Raw genomic sequence first — 16,246 nt, forward strand, 5'->3', positions numbered from 1 at the left:
CCTCAGCCCCCCCATGATTCAGGATAAAAACAGGTCCCCTGCAGGGCGGAAAACACCTCTTTCGGGCTGCCTGCATGGACGATTACCCCCTTCTCAAAATAGAGCAGCGTATCTGCCAGCGCCGCCGTCTCCATATCCTGCGTGCACCGGATCAGGTAACGGCACGGGCATCGTTCGAGGGCCTCCGCCACGATCTCCGCCGTCTCCCGGTCGAGATGCGAATCGAATTCATCGAGGACGAGCAGGTGCGGATGGCGGGAGAGGGCGGTCGCAACCCCGACCAGCGCGCGTTCGCCGCCAGAGAGGGACCGGACCGTCCGGTCCAGGAGATCGACGATCCCGAGGCGGCGTGCGGCATCATCGACCAGACGCCGGGTCTCATCGCACGGTGCCCCGGCAAACAGGGAGGGTCCGGCGATCTCGTCATAGACACGGCTGAACAGCAGGTTCTGGTCAGGGAACTCCCCCACCCACCCCACCTCCGTCTCCCTCGGCGTCCGCCCGTCGATCCCGACCGACCCGGATTCAGGGAGGGCGAGGCCGGCACACAGGCGGAGAAACGTGGATTTCCCGCTCCCGTTGGGGCCGGTGATCACCGTTGTCCCCGGAGCGAGGGAGAGGGACGGGATACGGACGATTGCCTGTGATACGCCTGAGAAGTCGATCATGGTAGCCGTCTGCCGATCATATATACGGCCGCCGTTTTGATGATGTCGCCCGGGAGAAAGGGGAGCATGCCGATCGTCGCCGCCGGCACAAGGCCCATCGGGTGCGAGAAGTCGGGCGTGGATATGGCCAGCCAGCCCACACCGAAGAGATAGATCAATAGCGTGGCCACCGCCAGACCGGCGATCCGCCCCACCTCGGAGCGCTGTTCATAGACGATGCCTGCCGCCAGGGCCGCAGGGATGAAGCCAAGGATGAACCCGCCGGTCGGACCGAGCAGCACACCCGGTCCGGCGGTGCCATTGTGAAACACCGGAAGACCGATCGCCCCGAGCACCAGATAGAGCACGGCCGGCACAACTGCTCGGCGCTTCATCACGACCCCTGAAAGCAGCACAAAAAAGGTCTGGAGGGTGAAGGGGATTGGCACAAAGGGGATGGACACCCAGGCACCGGCGGCGATCAGGGCGAGAAAGCCGGCGGACTCTGCAATCAGCCGGGAGCGCCGCTCGTCACCATACATGCCGGTTCCTAGAGATGGGCGCAGTCGCCTGCGACAACCTTCTCAATCCGTCCGTTGTCTTTTCTGATGATCAGGGCGCCATGCTGGTCGATATCGATCGCCGTGCCCTCGAATGACCGCCGCACCGTCCGGATCGAGACGCGGTTGTCGAGGGTGAGGGAGAGACTCTTCCACTCCCTGAGGATCGGTTCGTACTCCCCGCTCTCCAGGATCATATATCTGCTCTCAAATTCCCTGAGGACCGAGGCGAGGAGGGAGGCACGGTCGATCTCGTGCCCGAGTTCGGTCCGGATCGAGGTGACCTTCCTCTGGAGGTCGGGCGAGAGTTGTGAGACGTCGACATTTGCGTCGATCCCGATCCCGAGGAGGCAGTAATGGATATCGTCGCCGTCTGCCGAGAGTTCGAGCAGCAGCCCCGCCGCCTTCCGGTCACCGATATAGACGTCATTGGGCCATTTTATCAGGGCGCCAAGATCATATTTCCGGCGGATTGCCCGGGCAACGGCAATAGAGGCGGCCATCATCAGCATGAAGAGCGAGTCCACCGGCAGTTTTGGCGTCAGGATCACGCTCGCCCAGATCCCGCCCTGCGGCGACGCCCAGGCCCGCCCGAGCCGACCGAATCCGCCGGTCTGCTCCTCGGCGACCACCACGGTACCGTTGAGCGATTGCGGGTCCCCTTCAAGGCAGAGTTTTTTGGCCGCCCAGTTCGTCGAACCGACACTCTCATAGTACCTGATGTCAGTTCCGATGAAGGTCGTCCTGAGCACCCGTGTGATGGCGTCCGGCGTTATGGGGCCGCTGCTCCTGATGAGCAGGTATCCGGATTCAAGTGACGATTCGATATCATGGCCGTTCTCACGAAGCTCCTTGATATGACGGGAGATCATGGACCTCGGCATATCGAGTGTCCTGCTGATCTCCTCGACTGTCACCGGTCCTTCAGCCGATTCAAGCATGCTGAGGACCTTCTGTGTCACGTCGTTCATGGCAATTACCTTTTCGCAGAGATGGACTCTGTCGGGAGCGGGCAGGGATCCTTTCCACAGACCTGCTGGAGAATTGCGGACTGGTGCTCCATCAGTGTCGCAAGGTCGAAGATACCGGTGATATCGACGACACCGATGGCGGCGATTGCAACACCCTCATCATTCAGGACCGGGGAAACCACCACGGGAACACCCGCATAGGGGCCCGAAGGGGAGACCGTCTTCTGGAGGGAGGCTGTCTGTATTGCTGCCTCGAGCACGGGACCGGTATACCGATCATCGATCACCCTCCCCTCCTCCACACGCACGCCGGGTCCGTCCCTGGACCGGGCTGTTACGGGAAGCCTGTTCAGCAGGCCATGGACCGCCATGACCACCGGCACCAGATCGGCGGATGAGGAGGAGGCTGAAAGAATATACTGGTCCATATGATCACCTGTACACTCCATCACGTTTCACTAAAATAAGGTTTCTCTTTCCGCAGTGCAGAATGCGCCCATAAATGGCACCGAGGGGTACTCGTGGGTGGCGGTAACGATCACCACACCATCGCCAACCGTGCGTGATATGATCACCGCTTCGCCATCCGGGGTCTCTGCCACGACGTCGGCATCATAATCCCTGAAATAGCCGTCGGTCTCGACCGCCGAGGTGTCATAGCCGTCGATGAGGGAGGCATATCCGGATTCTTCGGGAAAGAGCAGCGGCCTCTGTTTGAACTCATGATGGTATTCCACCGCAAATGGAAGCCAGTCATAGGCGCCCGCACGATAGTCCATCGCACCAAAAACCAGAAGTCTCCCTCCTTTCTCGACGAAGGATCGTATCCGCCGTGAAGAGGCACGCAGCCCCGGCAGGAGGCTCGAATAGGTGGAGTTGGCGAAACCGGTCGGAACGATCAGGGCGACGGTCCGTGCCCGGTAAAAGGGGGCGGCGATCATGTGATGGGTGGCATGGTCGCAGCAGACATTGCAGCACTCATTCACATAGCGGTTGAAGGTGCCCGGCTGGTCCCAGAGGATGGTGGCCTTCGTGATCATCCCTTGATCACCCCCAGGGGGCGGAGGCGGACGACCGGCAGGGAGAGTCCGGCACGCCTGACCACGTCCACGACCTTGTCGCTCTCCTTGTAGGCCTCCGGGGCCTCTTCGGCGATGGCGGCATCGCTCGTTGCACGGACCACGATCCCCTGCTCAAGCAGGTGTTTCCTGACTTCGCTTCCCGGCGTGGCCTTTTTCGCCTTTGTCCGGCTCATCACCCTCCCCGCCCCGTGGCAGGTGCTCCCGAAGGTCCGCTCCATTGCCGTCGCCGTGCCGTGGAGCACATAGGAATGGCTTCCCATGCTCCCTGGTATGATCACGGGCTGGCCGACGGAACGGTAGGCCGCCGGCACCTCGGGCAGTCCGGGGCCAAAGGCCCGTGTCGCCCCCTTGCGGTGGACGCAGAAACGACGGCGCCCCCTTTCTGAACTGTGCTCCTCCATCTTGGCGACATTGTGCGCCACATCATAGACAAGGGGCATCTCCTCGTAGGCGATGCCGAACATCCGCTGCAGCACCTGCCTGACCTGGTGCGTGATCACCTGGCGGTTGACCCATGCATAATTGGCCGCTGCGGCCATGGCGCCGAAATAGGCCTCGCCCTCAGGAGAGGAGAGGGGCGCACAAGCAAGCTGCCGGTCAGGGATGGAGATGCCGTAGCGTTTGTGCGCCGATTCCAGCACACGGAGGTGATCGGTGCAGACCTGGTGGCCAAGGCCGCGCGAACCGCAGTGGACCATAAAACAGATCTGGCCCGGCGAGAGCCCGAATGCCTCTGCGGTCTCCGGATCAAAGACTGCATCCACCTCCTGGATCTCGAGAAAATGGTTGCCCGAACCGAGGGTTCCGGCCTGCGGCATGCCGCGCTGGAAGGCCTTCTTCGAGACCGGCGCCGTATCGGCCGCATCCAGTCTGCCCGACTCCTCGCAATGGGAGATATCGTTTTCAACGCCATACCCCGCCTCCACGGCCCACCGCACACCCTCGGTCATCATCGCCGCAAGGTCGTGGTGGGAAAGACGCAACGAACTCTCCGCACCGACGCCGGTCGGCACGGTCCTGAAGAGCTCCTCGATCAGCGCCCGCGGCTGGGTGATGTCGTCTGCCCGCAGGGGGGTGGCGATCAGGCGCACCCCGCAGTTGATATCATACCCGACCCCTCCCGGCGAGATGACGCCGCTCTCCGCGTCAAAGGCGGCCACCCCGCCGATGGGAAATCCGTAGCCCGAATGGATATCCGGCATCGCAAGCGAATATCTCTCGATACCCGGCAGACAGGCCACATTTGCCAGTTGGTGGACGGCATCGGGCTCCAGCGTCTCTGCAAGATCGTCAGAGAGGAAAAATCTGCCCGGAACACGCATGCCGGGCACGTAGCCAACCGGAACCTCCCACTCCACCTCGTCAATCTGTTGTATCCCCGCAAGCATCAGACCACCTCATACATCAAAGAGAATCTCACAGCAGAACAAATTTCCGTCACGGAATATCCTGAGGCCGGAGTAGGAGACGCCCTTGATCTCCATCCCGCCGCGATGTTTTGCCGGATCAAAGCGTTCACCCCGTGCAACGGCTTCAAGAGCGGTATCCGTGACGGTTACATCAAAGGAACTGAATACAAGCCGTTCCACCTCTGCAATAAAGAGCAGTTCTGAGAGGAAGTCGATCATCAGGCTGTGGCGGTCGGTTGAGGTGACGCTGACCCGGCGCTCGACCCCCCCCTCCTCACACCGGCAGTACATCAGGCAAAACATCGCCCGGGCCGTCTCTGAGAAGAGATGGCCGCAGGTATCCGCCTCAACATGAACCTTCACATCGGCCTGATGGGGAACCTCAAAGAACGGCATGTCACTCTATATCGTAGGACGGGATAAGCCTGAGATCAACGGCGTCAAGATAGGGCGCCTGATACATGGAAACATAGATCCGGTGCTGACCGGCCTGCAGCTGAATATCGGTATTTTTCGCCGGTTTCACCGACACCGGAAGCAGAATCGGACCTCCACAGGATGTGCACACCCTGAAGTCACAGGCCCGCTTCTCAACATATGAAACAACATCATCAGAAACCGGGATCCTCTCCGCAAAACGATCCCTCCGGGTCCGTATCATCCCTTATACGTGAACCGCCGAAAAGGTAAAACAGTTGTGATTGCCCGGGTCAACCGCACTTGAGCAGATGGGTGACCATGCCGATGTATTCGTCCTTGATCTGATAGACGGCGTTGGTCCCTTCCTGTTCCCTCCGCACGTGGAGGATGCCGATCCGTGCGGCGATGATCCCGACCATCGAGGCGATGGAATGATAACTGACCGAGAATGTTCGCGAGACCTGTGCATGTATCTCAGGGATCGTCGTCGATCGGACTCTGACAAATAAAGAAAGAACCTCGTGACGGATTCCTGTATTGTCCCTGGAGAGATATTTTTTCAGGCGGGCCTCTATCTCCCTCTTTATATCGGCCGGGGACCGCATACCGGAATGTAGTTCAGAACACCATATATAGGTTTCGATTCTGCTTCAATTCATCCAGGGCATTGTACCTAAAATTGGTCTCTGACCAGAGGGGCCTGATCGGATCCCGGAGAAAAAGGCATGGAAAAAGATGCGGATACTGGAATACAAATATTTAATCCCCTCTACGGCAGATTATGATAATATGGGTTTTGTCACCTATGATGTCAATAAATATCCCCCGAAGCAGATGGTGGCGGTGCCTCTCATTGTGCTTCTTCTGGCACTCGTGCTCCTCGCCGTGAACTGGGCGAGCACGGGGATGCCGGTGACGCCCGGGATAGATTTTGCGGGCGGGACGGCGGTGACGATCATCACCACCGATACCACCGAAGAGATAACGGCATATTTCTCCGGATTCCCCCTTGAAAGTGTCGGCGAAGGACTGAGCGGCGGAAAATATATCAAATTCGGCCCGATGTCCGATGACCAGTACCATGACCTCACCGTCATGGTCGGCGACCGCTATCCTGAGGCGAAGATCGACCAGATAGGCGAGGCCTTCGGCGCCACCCTCCAGCAGCAGGCCCTGATCGCCCTGCTGTTCTCGTTTGTCGGTATGGCGATCGTCGTATTCATCGCCTTCAGGTCCTTTGTCCCCTCGGTGGCCGTCGTGCTCTCGGCCCTCTCCGACATCGCCATCACGGCGGCGATCATGGACATCGTCGGCATCCCCCTCACCCTGCCGACGACAGCCGCCCTCCTGATGCTCATCGGTTATTCGGTGGACAGCGACATCCTCCTCACCACCCGCCTCCTGAAACGGCAGGGGAAGACCGAGGAGAAACTGGCCGGCGCCTACCGCACCGGCATCATCATGACGACGACGACCATCGCCGCCGTCGTGGCGATGTTCCTGGTGACCACCATCGGGCAGGTTGAGGTCATCGCACAGATCGCTGCCGTCCTCCTCATCGGACTGTTTGTGGACCTGATGAACACCTGGGTGCTCAATGCGGGCATCCTGAAGGGGTATCTCATGGGCAGGGGGCGGCGTGCATGAACCGCGACACCCTGAAGAAAATGGTCTCCGACTGGCAGGTGCTGCTCCTGATCATCCTTGTGGCCGGATCGATCATTGCAATCGGACCGCACTTCGAGGACGGACAGTTCACCACCAATCTCCAGTACGGCCTCGACCTGCAGGAGGGCTCGTGGCTCCAGATGGAGTTCCAGGCCGAGGTGCTCACCGTCCAGACCGATGTCCCCATCGATGAACTGGCGGCGAACCTTGCTGAAGACCTGGATACCGAGGTGCTCGCCGTTGCAAGCGACCAGATTGAGATCAGAAAGGCCATCTCGCGTGAAGACCTCGAACCGATCCTGGCAGAGGAAGGGGCGACGATCGTCACCTACAACCCGGGCGTCTCGAAGGAGACCGCCGAGGACGTGAAACGGATCCTGGAGGACAAGGTCAACAGCCTGGGCACCAAGGACGCCCGCGTGAACATCCTGACCGGCCTGAACGGCATCACCCGCTATGTGCGTGTCGAGCTTGCCGGCGTGGACATGGCCACGGCGAACGAGATCGTCGGCCAGCAGGGCAAGTTCGAGATCCGGGTGCAGACGACCGGAAACCAGACGGAGCATGTGCTCTTCGGCGACGCCATCACCAGCGTCAGTCTGCCTGAAAAGGATCCGCGGACCGGTCAGTGGGGCGTCGGCTTCACCCTCAGCGATGCCGGGGCGACTGCATTCAGGCAGGCGGCCATCTCCTCCAATGCCGTGAACGATCCGGAGAACCATGAACTCGTGATGCTCCTGGACAATGATACGGTGTATTCGGCCCCGCTCTCCCCGGACCTGGCGGCAAAGCTGAAGGTGGAGGAGGTCCGCCAGCTCAGCGCCTCCACCGGCACCGGTGAATCAGGGATGCAGGACGCCCTGAACCTCGAGATCCACCTGCGGGCAGGCGCCCTTCCGGTCGATGTGACCGTGGCGGGATCGGGATCGGTCTCGGCCACCCTCGGCGACTACTTCAAGATGCTCAGCTTCGCCGCTGCCCTCCTGGCACTGATCGTCGTCGGGATTGTGGTGTATTACCGGTATCGCGAACCGAGCATCGTGCTGCCGATGGTTGCAATCAACCTCTCTGAGATCATCATCCTGCTCGGGATCGCACGCTTCATCCAGCAGCTCGACCTGGCCTCGATCGCCGGTATCATCGCCGTCATGGGTACAGGGATCGACCAGCTGGTGGTGATCACCGACGAGGTGCTCCACGAGGGCCGCGTACCCTCGCCGAGCGTCTATCTCAAACGCCTCTCCCGTGCTCTCGGCATCATCGCCGTTGCGGCGTCCACCACCTTCATCGCCATGCTCCCGCTGGCCGTGATGGACCTCTCGACCCTCCGGGGCTTTGCGATCATCACGATCCTCGGTGTGCTCGTGGGTGTGCTGGTGACCAGACCGGCATACGGCAAGATCATCATGGCGATCCTCTCGAAATAGGGATCACTTTATCCCTCCCTTTTTTCGTATAATCTGCATATGGGACGGCTGGTGCTCATCGACTTCTACTCCGAGTGGTGCGAACCGTGCAGGCGCCAGACCGAGATCGTCAGAGAGGTCGCCGCCAGGATGGGCGATGCGGTGGAGATCAGGACGATCGATATCGGGGAACGCCGCGACCTGATCAGGGCATACCGCCTTGTGACCGTACCGACGATTGTGATCGAATCCGATGGATTGGAGGTCAAACGCTTCGAAACGGTCGTTGATGCCGGGACCCTCGAAACCATTTTAACTTCTCTGAGAGATGATCATGCATAATCGAGGGAGAATAATGAGCAAACCGGTATTAACTGATTTTTTTGCGACATGGTGCGGCCCCTGCAAGATGCAGACGCCGATCCTCGAGGAGCTCGGTAAGAAACTGGGCGATGCGATAGAGATCAGGAAGGTGGACGTCGACCAGAATATGGAGGCGGCAATGAAATACGGGATCAGGGTTGTCCCGACGCTGATCATCGAAAAAGACGGCATCGTGATGCAGAAACTCGAGGGGGTCACCCGTGCAGATACCCTCGAGTCGATCCTCAGGCCCCTGATCGACGAGTGAGAGGAAAACACACAATATCAGCCCTCCTCGGGATCCTGGAGGAGCGTTACGGTCCCATCAGATGGTGGGACGCCCCGCCTGAGGAGGTGATGATCGGTGCCATTCTCACACAGCAGACGCGGTGGGAGAATGTGGAGGCGGCCCTCTCCCGCCTCAGGGAGGCGGGTCTCTGTTCGCTTGAAGGGATCGACGCTGCCCCTGACAGGCAGATCGAAGACCTGATCCGTCCTGCCGGCTATTACCGGATCAAACGGGGGCGGCTGAAGGCGCTCTGCCGTGCCGTTCTCGATGCAGGGGGGATTCCGGCGCTCCAGAGGATGCCTGATCCCGACCTCCGGGATTTTCTCCTCTCTATCCATGGGGTGGGGGAGGAGACGGCCGACAGCATCCTCTGTTATGCCCTCGGGCGCCCCTCTTTTGTGGTGGATGCCTATACGAAACGCATCTGCGGGTGCATGGGGATCACCGGGAGATACGGGGTTCTCAAGGCCCTCTTCGAGGAGGTGATCCCGACGGATACGGAGGCCAGAGCGCTGGCCCATGCATGGATCGTCGAATATGCCAAGGAAATGTGCGGTAAAAAGAGGTGCAACGAATGCAGGATCGTGAGTTTGTCAGGATCGGACTGAGACTGTTTCAGGAAGGGCTTGTGGGCGGCAACTTCGGCAATATGAGCATGCGGACAGAGAACGGGTTTGTGGTCACCGGCACGGGCACGTATCTGGACGACCCCGGCGAACTGGTCGAGGTGCCGCTCGAGGGCGAGGCGCCGGAGGGGGCCTCGAGCGAGTACAGGGTGCATCAGGCCGTGTATCGGACGAGCGGGCATGATGCGATCGTCCATGCCCACCCCCCGATGGCGGTGGCCGCCTCCTGCGCCCTCTCCCTCATCAGACCGATTGATTCTGAGGGCGAGATGCTCTGCCCGGAGATCCGGGTCGTCGGCGGGGCGCCTGGGACACAGGAACTCGCCGACGCCGTCGCCGGTGCCCTCGTGGATGCACACCTGGTGATCGCCAGGGGCCATGGCACATTTGCGGCCGGAAAAACCCTGGACGAGGCCTACCTCTACACCTCGCTTGCAGAGCACGCCTGCCGTGTGCTTGCCTATTCCGGTCTTTTCGGCGGCTGCAACCGCTGAATCTCCCGGATCACCTCACGGTGAAAGGCCAGGAGCATATCGCTGATCACGCCGAACATGAAGATCTCGATGCCGACCACGATCAGCAGCACGGTGAGGATGGTCAGGGGGATGTGTTCGATGTGGTTGAGCCATTCGATGAGCACATAAACGGCGAGAACACCGCCGAGGAGGGCGAGTATCACCCCGATCAGCCCGAAATAGAAGAGGGGGTTGTTCACCCGCGCCAGACGGTAGATGGTGGAGACGATCCTGAAGCCGTCCTGGACGGGGTTGAGTTTCGTATCGGTTCCCGGGCGCTTCACATATTTCACCGGCACTACGGCCACCTGCTGATCGAATTTTACCGCCTGGACCGCCATCTCGGTCTCGATCTCAAACCCGGATTCCCGGAGATTCATCTCACGCAGCGAGCGGAGGCTGAAGGCCCGGTAGCCCGAGAGGATGTCATGGAGGTCGCGGCCATGGGCCACCTTGAAGAAATGGTTGATCAGGTAGTTCCCGGTCAGGTTCAGCCTGGTGAAGGCGCCTGAATCCGGGTAGGCGAGGCGGTCGCCGATCACATGGTCGCTGCCGGTGAAAAGCGGTCTGAGCATTTTATCTGCATCGTCCGGGAGATAGGTGCCGTCACCGTCGAGCATCAGCACATAGGGGAGGTCGATGATCTCCGCCGCCTCAATAATGGCGTTGCCCTTTCCCTTCCCGCTCTGCAGGCGGATATCGGCACCGGCACTCCGTGCCTGCTCTGCAGTCCCGTCGGTGCTGTTCCCGTCCATGACGAGGACATGGGGAAAACCCCGATCATGGAAATTCCTGACCAGATCGCCTATTGTCGGCGCCTCGTTCAGGGTCGGGATCAGGATGCAGACACGGTCCTTCTCGATCTCCATTTACATATTATTAAATTGGCCTTCAATCATAAGTGCTTCCATGCATACGGGGAAGACGGGACTGCGCACACTCGGTGTTGCCGAGAGTTTTGTCGGCGGCGGTCCTTCGGTTCTTGCCGGCGTTGTGATGCGAAAGGACCTGCTCATCGACGGCATCGCCTATTCTGAAGCGAGTGTTGGCGGCATGGATGCCACGGATGCCGTGATCGCACTCTATGAGTCCCTCGGGCGGCGGGACATCAACCTGATCATGCTCTCCGGGTGCGTGATCGCATGGTACAATATCATCGAACCGGCACGGGTCAGTCAGGCCACCGGGTGCCCGGTGATCGTCGTCACCTATGAGGATTCGGAGGGGCTTGAGGACGATATCAGCACCCATTTCCCTGACGACACCGAACGGCTGGCAGCCTACCGGCGCCTTGGCGAGAGAAGCGCTTTTACTCCGGGCACGGGTCACACGCTCTATTATCGGGCCGAGGGGATCGAGCATGAGGCGGCGTGCCAGATGATCGATGCCCTCACCCTTGCCGGACGGGTGCCAGAACCCCTCCGTGTGGCGCGCCTTGCCGCACGGGCCGTCATGCGGTGGCGGTGTCTGCCGAAATAACCCTTCCGGCGGATTTTGAGCGGACCTCCACCCGCACCACATCGCCGGGCCTGAAGGTGCCGTCCCTGAAATCAATGGTGATCTTGGCGTTCGGGCACCAGACACTGCCGGTACCGGTCATGTACTGGACGCCGTTGTGATGAGTCGGGATGAAGAGGTGGGCGTCGAGGGTGCCGATGACGGCATAGACCGGTTCGCCGTTGCAGTAGAACTGCGCCGTGAGATCGTCTTTTACATATTGTCTGGTCCGGTCCGGGTTATCTCTGGAATACCCGCAATAGACCGCAAGGAGGTCTGCAGGGTCGCCGATATCGAAGGTATCCGGCGAATCGTTGTACCAGAGGGTGAGGCGACTGTCATAATTCATGGTGACCCCGTCTTCACTGTAGTGACGGACTGCAGTGATCTCAAAGATGCGGTCCGTCGTCTGCATGCCCGGATCGAACGGGAACCTGATGAAATGGGAAAGGGCGGCGAATAGGATTGCGACAAGAAGAACGGTGAGCAGGAGGAGGACCATAATGGCCTGGACGTTCATGGCGCCGTTGTCGTCGGCGTCCGGGCGGATCATATGGCGGATTGTATGATTTACGACATATATTAATTATTCAGTCCTGATCCGGATGGCCGAGGTCCTCAAAATGCCTGTACAGGATCGGGCATTGCCCGGAGACGATGCAAAAGTATATATAATAAAATCAAGAACCAAGCCCCTGGCTGTCCCAACCAGGAACAGCCTGTAATGTGGGGGGACACATGAACAGAATACACCTCTGTGCCGGAGTAGTGACAGCGATTTTTATATTATGCATCCCGGTCGGCGCCTGGGATATGAACGAGATGTGGTCAGAAGGGATCGGCGGCGAGATAAAATCGGTCTCCATCTCTCCAGAAGGATCGTATATTGCGGTCGGAACAGCGAGTGTCGGGGGTCTGCACCTCTATTCCCGGGACGGAGAACATCTCTGGACCCATCCGACCGGATGCTCCGTCTTTGGTTCGGCGGTCTCTTCGGATGGCGAATACATTGTCATGGGCTCCGAATATGTGCGGGTGTTCAACCTGGAGGGTGAGATCGAGTGGCAGTGGGATTCCGGCTATTTTGCCTACAGTGTTGCGATCACCCCTGATGGAGCATATATCGCCGTCGGGAGTGACGATAAGAGCGTCACCCTCCTCGAGTATGGCGAGGGCAAGATCTGGCGGTATGAACTCCCGGACGATCCGACCTGCGTGGACCTCTCCGCCGACGGGCAGTATGTGGTTGCAGGAACAGACGGACAGGTCTACCTCCTCGATGGTGACGGCGAGCTGGTGTGGGAGATCGATGTTGGAAAAGGGGTCCAGTCGGTTGCGATAGCACCGGACGGCACCTCCATTGCTGCCGGCACGCTCGATTACCGTTCTCACCTCATATCAAAGGAGGGAGAGATCCTGTGGAGGTATATGACCAACAACCGTGTGTTCGGGGTTGCACTATCAGAGAACGGGGATGTCGTCACCGGATCGCACGACGATCATCTCTATATCATCAACGGTGACGGCGACCGGATCCTTGAAACAGAGACCTCCGGACATATCAATGATGTGGATGTTTCGTCCGATGGATCGGTTGTTGTAGCCGGCACCGGAAACGGGGACCAGCACCTCATCCTGTATGAGCGGGCCACACAGGAGATGACAGAACCGGAACCGACGGAACCGGAACCGACAGCGGTGATCGAGACCATTGAAAACATCGGAGAGAACGTCTCGGAGGAATTGACCGCTTCAACGATGCCGGCGGCAGCGGTAAAAGAGGAGTCCTATCTCTCATTGAAGTTTACGGGGCTTACCGACACCGCATCGCCGCTCTATGCCCTTGCAGCGGGGATTGTTGTGATCGCATCGGCAGCATATCTCGGCCACCGGCGGAGGAGATGATCCATCTATTGATCCTCTCGACCCGAATTTCGGGTCCAAAAAAAATTAAAATTCGGGCCGGGTCTTCAGGGCCTCAACGAGCAGGGCAACGCCGCCCTCGATATCCCTGAGGTCCACGACCTCCACGGGAGAGTGGATATATCTGGTCGGGATGCTGAGCGTGGTGCTCGGTATGCCTCCTCTCTCCAGATGGATCGAGGTGGCGTCCGTGGTCCCGCCCTTCCCGACCTCGAGCTGGACGCTGATATCGGTTGTGCGTGCGGCCTCGCGGAGCCAGGCGACCATGCGACGGTTTGCGATCAGGCCCCGTCCGTTGCTGTCCAGGATGGTGATCGCCGGGCCCGCCCCCATCAGGAGGGAGACGTCCTTGCGCTCCACACCTGGATGGTCGCCGGGGATGGTGGTGTCGGTTGCGATGGCGCAGTCGGGCTTCAGACGGTATGCAACCGTGCGGGCCCCCTTCAGCCCCACCTCCTCCTGCACCGTGAAGACCCCGTAGATGGTGTGCGGGGACGAGACGGTCTGGAGCATCTTGATCAGCATGGCGCACCCGGCCCTGTTGTCGAAGGCCTTCCCGGTCACCCGGTGGCCGGAGAGCTCCCGAAACTCCCGGTCCAGGCTGATCGGTGTGCCGACCTCGATCCCCAGGGCTTCCGCCTCCTCGGCTGATTCCGCGCCGACATCGATGAACATATCGTCCACCTTCAGCGGCTTTTTCCGCTCCTCCTCCTTCATCACATGGGGAGGTTTGCCGCCGATGACACCGTAGACCGGACCCTTTGCACCATGCAGAACAACGCGCTGGGCATACAGGGTCGGATCGAACCATCCGCCGACGGTCACGAACCTGACGAACCCCTTCTCATCGATGTATTTGGTCATCATCCCGATCTCGTCCATATGGGCGGCGAGCAGGACTGAGAAGTCGTCCCCCCGCTTCACGGCGATCAGGTTCCCCATCCGGTCTTCGGTGATCTCATCGACATAGGGCTCCACCTCGGCCCTGATCACTGCGGCGACGCTCCCCTCGCTCCCTGAGATGCCATGGGCATCCGAGAGTTTTTTCAGCAGTTCCTTCACCATGGTATCTTCCGTTGTCCTTCTGATGCATTAATTCTCGGCCACGGCGGCGGCGATCCGCTCCAGGGCCGTGCGCAGATCCTGTTGCGATGCCGCATAACTGATGCGGCCATAGTCCGGAGCGCGGGATCCGAATGCCGAACCCGGCACGACCACCACACCGTTCTGGATAATGGCTTCAATGAGGGCGGATGTCATCGGGACAAATGCGTAGAACGCACCTTCAGGCATCGGGAAGGTGAAGCCGAGGTCTCGCAGCCCCCCGCAGAGCAGGTCGCGCCTCTGCCGGTATTCGTCCCGCATCGCCGCCACCGGGGACTGGTCGCCGGTGAGGGCGGCGAGGGCGGCATACTGGGCGATGGACGTGGCGCAGGCCTGGCAGTACTGGTGCACCTTCAGGCACTCCTCGACGATCTCTGTGCTGGCTGCAAGCCACCCGATGCGCCACCCGGTCATTGAATAGGTCTTTGAAACGGCGTTTATGGTCACGACGTTCTCACCGAAGCGGGCCGCACTCACATGCGGTTTCCCGTAGGTGAAATGCTCATAGACCTCGTCCGAGACCACCGTGACACCGGCGTCCTCGGCGCATTCGACGATCGCCCGGATGGATTCCGGGCTCTCCACCATGCCGGTGGGGTTGGCCGGAGAGTTGAGCACCAGCAGGCGCGCCCCCGTCATCCGCTCCTGCGCGGCGTCGATGTCGATGTGCAGGCCATCGTCCAGCGGCATCCCTTCGGGCACCCCGCCGGCGAGGGTTGCAAGGGCGGCATAGGAGACGAATCCGGGGTCGGCAAGGAGCACCCGGTCGCCGGCATCCACCATCGCCTGCATCACGATGTGGAGGGCCTCGCTCGCCCCGGCCGTGGTGATCACCTGATCGTTCGAGTAGTTCAGGCCGTTTTCCCGCTCGAACTTTGAGACGATCGCCTCTCTCAGTTCTGGGATACCGGCGTTCGGTGTGTAGCCTGTTTTTCCTTCACGGATGGCCCGGACCGCCGCCTCGCCGATGTGCGAGGGGGTCGGAAAATCCGGCTGGCCGATGCCGAGATTGATGGCGTCCTTTCCTGCGCCCTCGAACATCCGGCGTATCCCCGATATCTCGATCCCGGTGACCCTCCGTGCAAACCTCTCCTCTGCCATAATCGCAATCACTCGATATTGGCGTGCCTGCATTTCAGGTCTTCGACGTCGGTCTCGGTGATCTCCATGAGACGGGAGACGATCGCATCGATGAACACCATCGTCGTGGTCTCGAAGATCGTGCCGAGGGGGGCGAAGGACTTGTGTTCGCCCATCATCTGCCTGATCTCGAACTCCACCGATTCGTCCTTGACCTCATCGCGGTGAGACTCGATCTCGACGATGCAGTCGGCAATTTTGCCGATCCGTGAGTCAGGATTGGAGGTGATCAGGCAGACCCTGCCTCCGATCTCCTTGGCGGTCTCGGCCAGTTCGGCGACGGTCTTTGTCTTGCCCGAACCCGAGAGCACCACCAGCACATCACCCTCGGCCATGGCCGGCGTGACCGTTTCCCCGACGACAAAGCACTGAAGCCCGAGATGCATCAACCGCATCGCAAACGCCTTTGCCACGAGGCCGGAGCGACCGGCGCCGAGGACATAGACCCGCTTTGCACAGAGGAGTTCGTGGAGAAAGAGCTCCACCTCGGAATTGGCGATTTTATCTGCAATTGAGGCGATTTTCGACGCCATCAACCGCATCATATCCTGCACTTCATGATTTTCCATAATCAACAGGAAGGGTGGTCGTGCCAGATACATTAGAATATCGTACAACCAGAATGC

The 16,246-nt window shown here is 60.0% G+C and carries 22 protein-coding genes; 8 read left to right on the top strand and 14 right to left on the bottom strand.

All coding sequences use genetic code 11. The features are described 5' to 3' along the window. Nucleotides 1-2: 2 nt before the first annotated feature. The 9 genes from CUJ86_RS08020 to CUJ86_RS08060 all read right to left on the bottom strand — a co-directional run bounded on the left by CUJ86_RS08020 (nucleotide 3) and on the right by CUJ86_RS08060 (nucleotide 5,694). Nucleotides 3-668: an energy-coupling factor ABC transporter ATP-binding protein gene (locus tag CUJ86_RS08020; protein ID WP_130647051.1), complete on the bottom strand. Its 666-nt coding sequence runs from the start codon at nucleotides 666-668 to the stop codon at nucleotides 3-5. Continuing rightward, nucleotides 665-1,189, bottom strand: coding sequence for a biotin transporter BioY (locus CUJ86_RS08025; RefSeq protein ID WP_130647052.1), 525 nt, complete (start codon nucleotides 1,187-1,189; stop codon nucleotides 665-667). Before CUJ86_RS08025 ends, CUJ86_RS08020 begins: the two co-directional genes overlap by 4 nt. Before the next feature lie 8 nt (nucleotides 1,190-1,197). Further along, nucleotides 1,198-2,178, bottom strand: coding sequence for a biotin--[acetyl-CoA-carboxylase] ligase (locus CUJ86_RS08030; RefSeq protein WP_130647053.1), 981 nt, complete (start codon nucleotides 2,176-2,178; stop codon nucleotides 1,198-1,200). A gap of 5 nt (nucleotides 2,179-2,183) precedes the next feature. After that, on the bottom strand, nucleotides 2,184-2,606 hold the full coding sequence (locus tag CUJ86_RS08035) for a DUF2111 domain-containing protein (RefSeq protein WP_165394835.1): 423 nt from the start codon (nucleotides 2,604-2,606) through the stop codon (nucleotides 2,184-2,186). 30 nt (nucleotides 2,607-2,636) lie between these two features. Beyond that, on the bottom strand, nucleotides 2,637-3,218 hold the full coding sequence (locus CUJ86_RS08040) for a type 1 glutamine amidotransferase family protein (RefSeq protein WP_130647055.1): 582 nt from the start codon (nucleotides 3,216-3,218) through the stop codon (nucleotides 2,637-2,639). After that, nucleotides 3,215-4,648 carry an RtcB family protein gene (locus CUJ86_RS08045; protein ID WP_130647056.1) on the bottom strand — a complete coding sequence of 478 codons (1,434 nt, stop codon included), beginning with the start codon at nucleotides 4,646-4,648 and terminating at the stop codon, nucleotides 3,215-3,217. Before CUJ86_RS08045 ends, CUJ86_RS08040 begins: the two co-directional genes overlap by 4 nt. A gap of 9 nt (nucleotides 4,649-4,657) precedes the next feature. Beyond that, nucleotides 4,658-5,065, bottom strand: a complete 408-nt coding sequence (locus CUJ86_RS08050) for an archease (protein WP_130647057.1) — start codon at nucleotides 5,063-5,065, stop codon at nucleotides 4,658-4,660. A gap of 1 nt (nucleotide 5,066) precedes the next feature. Then, a complete protein-coding gene (locus CUJ86_RS12285) occupies nucleotides 5,067-5,201 on the bottom strand; it encodes a hypothetical protein (protein ID WP_268878245.1) in 135 nt (44 codons plus the stop codon). 178 nt (nucleotides 5,202-5,379) lie between these two features. Then, complete coding sequence (locus tag CUJ86_RS08060; protein ID WP_130647059.1) at nucleotides 5,380-5,694, bottom strand: DUF2551 domain-containing protein; 315 nt, start codon at nucleotides 5,692-5,694, stop codon at nucleotides 5,380-5,382. A gap of 184 nt (nucleotides 5,695-5,878) precedes the next feature. Here CUJ86_RS08060 and CUJ86_RS08065 point away from each other — a divergent pair, with 184 nt between their 5' ends. The 6 genes from CUJ86_RS08065 to CUJ86_RS08090 are packed head-to-tail and all read left to right on the top strand — an operon-like array spanning nucleotide 5,879 to nucleotide 9,935. After that, entirely contained in the window at nucleotides 5,879-6,736 is an 858-nt protein-coding gene (locus tag CUJ86_RS08065) for a protein translocase subunit SecF (protein WP_130647060.1), read from the top strand. After that, entirely contained in the window at nucleotides 6,733-8,184 is a 1,452-nt protein-coding gene (locus CUJ86_RS08070; RefSeq protein WP_130647061.1) for a preprotein translocase subunit SecD, read from the top strand. Before CUJ86_RS08065 ends, CUJ86_RS08070 begins: the two co-directional genes overlap by 4 nt. 39 nt (nucleotides 8,185-8,223) lie before the next feature. Further along, the gene (locus tag CUJ86_RS08075; RefSeq protein ID WP_130647062.1) at nucleotides 8,224-8,505 is read left to right on the top strand and encodes a thioredoxin family protein; all 282 of its coding nucleotides are present in this window, start codon (nucleotides 8,224-8,226) and stop codon (nucleotides 8,503-8,505) included. A gap of 13 nt (nucleotides 8,506-8,518) precedes the next feature. Continuing rightward, nucleotides 8,519-8,794, top strand: a complete 276-nt coding sequence (gene trxA / locus CUJ86_RS08080) for a thioredoxin (RefSeq protein ID WP_130647063.1) — start codon at nucleotides 8,519-8,521, stop codon at nucleotides 8,792-8,794. Then, entirely contained in the window at nucleotides 8,791-9,423 is a 633-nt protein-coding gene (locus CUJ86_RS08085; protein ID WP_235855621.1) for an endonuclease III domain-containing protein, read from the top strand. Before trxA ends, CUJ86_RS08085 begins: the two co-directional genes overlap by 4 nt. Further along, nucleotides 9,390-9,935: an aldolase gene (locus CUJ86_RS08090; protein WP_130647064.1), complete on the top strand. Its 546-nt coding sequence runs from the start codon at nucleotides 9,390-9,392 to the stop codon at nucleotides 9,933-9,935. Before CUJ86_RS08085 ends, CUJ86_RS08090 begins: the two co-directional genes overlap by 34 nt. On the opposite strand, the gene aglJ is transcribed toward CUJ86_RS08090, so the two are convergent. Beyond that, nucleotides 9,902-10,825, bottom strand: a complete 924-nt coding sequence (gene aglJ, locus CUJ86_RS08095; protein WP_130647065.1) for an S-layer glycoprotein N-glycosyltransferase AglJ — start codon at nucleotides 10,823-10,825, stop codon at nucleotides 9,902-9,904. The genes CUJ86_RS08090 and aglJ overlap by 34 nt on opposite strands. 40 nt (nucleotides 10,826-10,865) lie before the next feature. Here aglJ and CUJ86_RS08100 point away from each other — a divergent pair, with 40 nt between their 5' ends. Further along, nucleotides 10,866-11,435 carry an endonuclease dU gene (locus tag CUJ86_RS08100; RefSeq protein ID WP_130647066.1) on the top strand — a complete coding sequence of 190 codons (570 nt, stop codon included), beginning with the start codon at nucleotides 10,866-10,868 and terminating at the stop codon, nucleotides 11,433-11,435. Here CUJ86_RS08100 and CUJ86_RS08105 read toward each other — a convergent pair. After that, on the bottom strand, nucleotides 11,407-12,006 hold the full coding sequence (locus tag CUJ86_RS08105; RefSeq protein ID WP_130647067.1) for a hypothetical protein: 600 nt from the start codon (nucleotides 12,004-12,006) through the stop codon (nucleotides 11,407-11,409). The two genes, CUJ86_RS08100 and CUJ86_RS08105, sit on opposite strands and share 29 nt — an antisense overlap. A 260-nt stretch (nucleotides 12,007-12,266) precedes the next feature. Between CUJ86_RS08105 and CUJ86_RS08110 the strand changes: the two genes are divergently transcribed. After that, nucleotides 12,267-13,358: a WD40 repeat domain-containing protein gene (locus CUJ86_RS08110; protein ID WP_165394836.1), complete on the top strand. Its 1,092-nt coding sequence runs from the start codon at nucleotides 12,267-12,269 to the stop codon at nucleotides 13,356-13,358. A 45-nt stretch (nucleotides 13,359-13,403) separates the two neighbouring features. On the opposite strand, the gene CUJ86_RS08115 is transcribed toward CUJ86_RS08110, so the two are convergent. Genes CUJ86_RS08115 through hxlB form a run of 3 tightly spaced genes read right to left on the bottom strand, consistent with a single transcriptional unit; the run spans nucleotide 13,404 to nucleotide 16,189 of the window. Further along, nucleotides 13,404-14,441, bottom strand: a complete 1,038-nt coding sequence (locus tag CUJ86_RS08115; protein ID WP_130647069.1) for a M42 family metallopeptidase — start codon at nucleotides 14,439-14,441, stop codon at nucleotides 13,404-13,406. 27 nt (nucleotides 14,442-14,468) lie between these two features. Continuing rightward, a complete protein-coding gene (locus CUJ86_RS08120; protein WP_130647070.1) occupies nucleotides 14,469-15,581 on the bottom strand; it encodes a pyridoxal phosphate-dependent aminotransferase in 1,113 nt (370 codons plus the stop codon). An 8-nt stretch (nucleotides 15,582-15,589) separates the two neighbouring features. Continuing rightward, nucleotides 15,590-16,189 carry a 6-phospho-3-hexuloisomerase gene (gene hxlB / locus CUJ86_RS08125; protein ID WP_130647071.1) on the bottom strand — a complete coding sequence of 200 codons (600 nt, stop codon included), beginning with the start codon at nucleotides 16,187-16,189 and terminating at the stop codon, nucleotides 15,590-15,592. Between the last annotated feature and the right edge of the window lie 57 nt (nucleotides 16,190-16,246).

The sequence above is a fragment of the Methanofollis fontis genome, from assembly GCF_004297185.1.
GTDB lineage: Archaea > Halobacteriota > Methanomicrobia > Methanomicrobiales > Methanofollaceae > Methanofollis > Methanofollis fontis.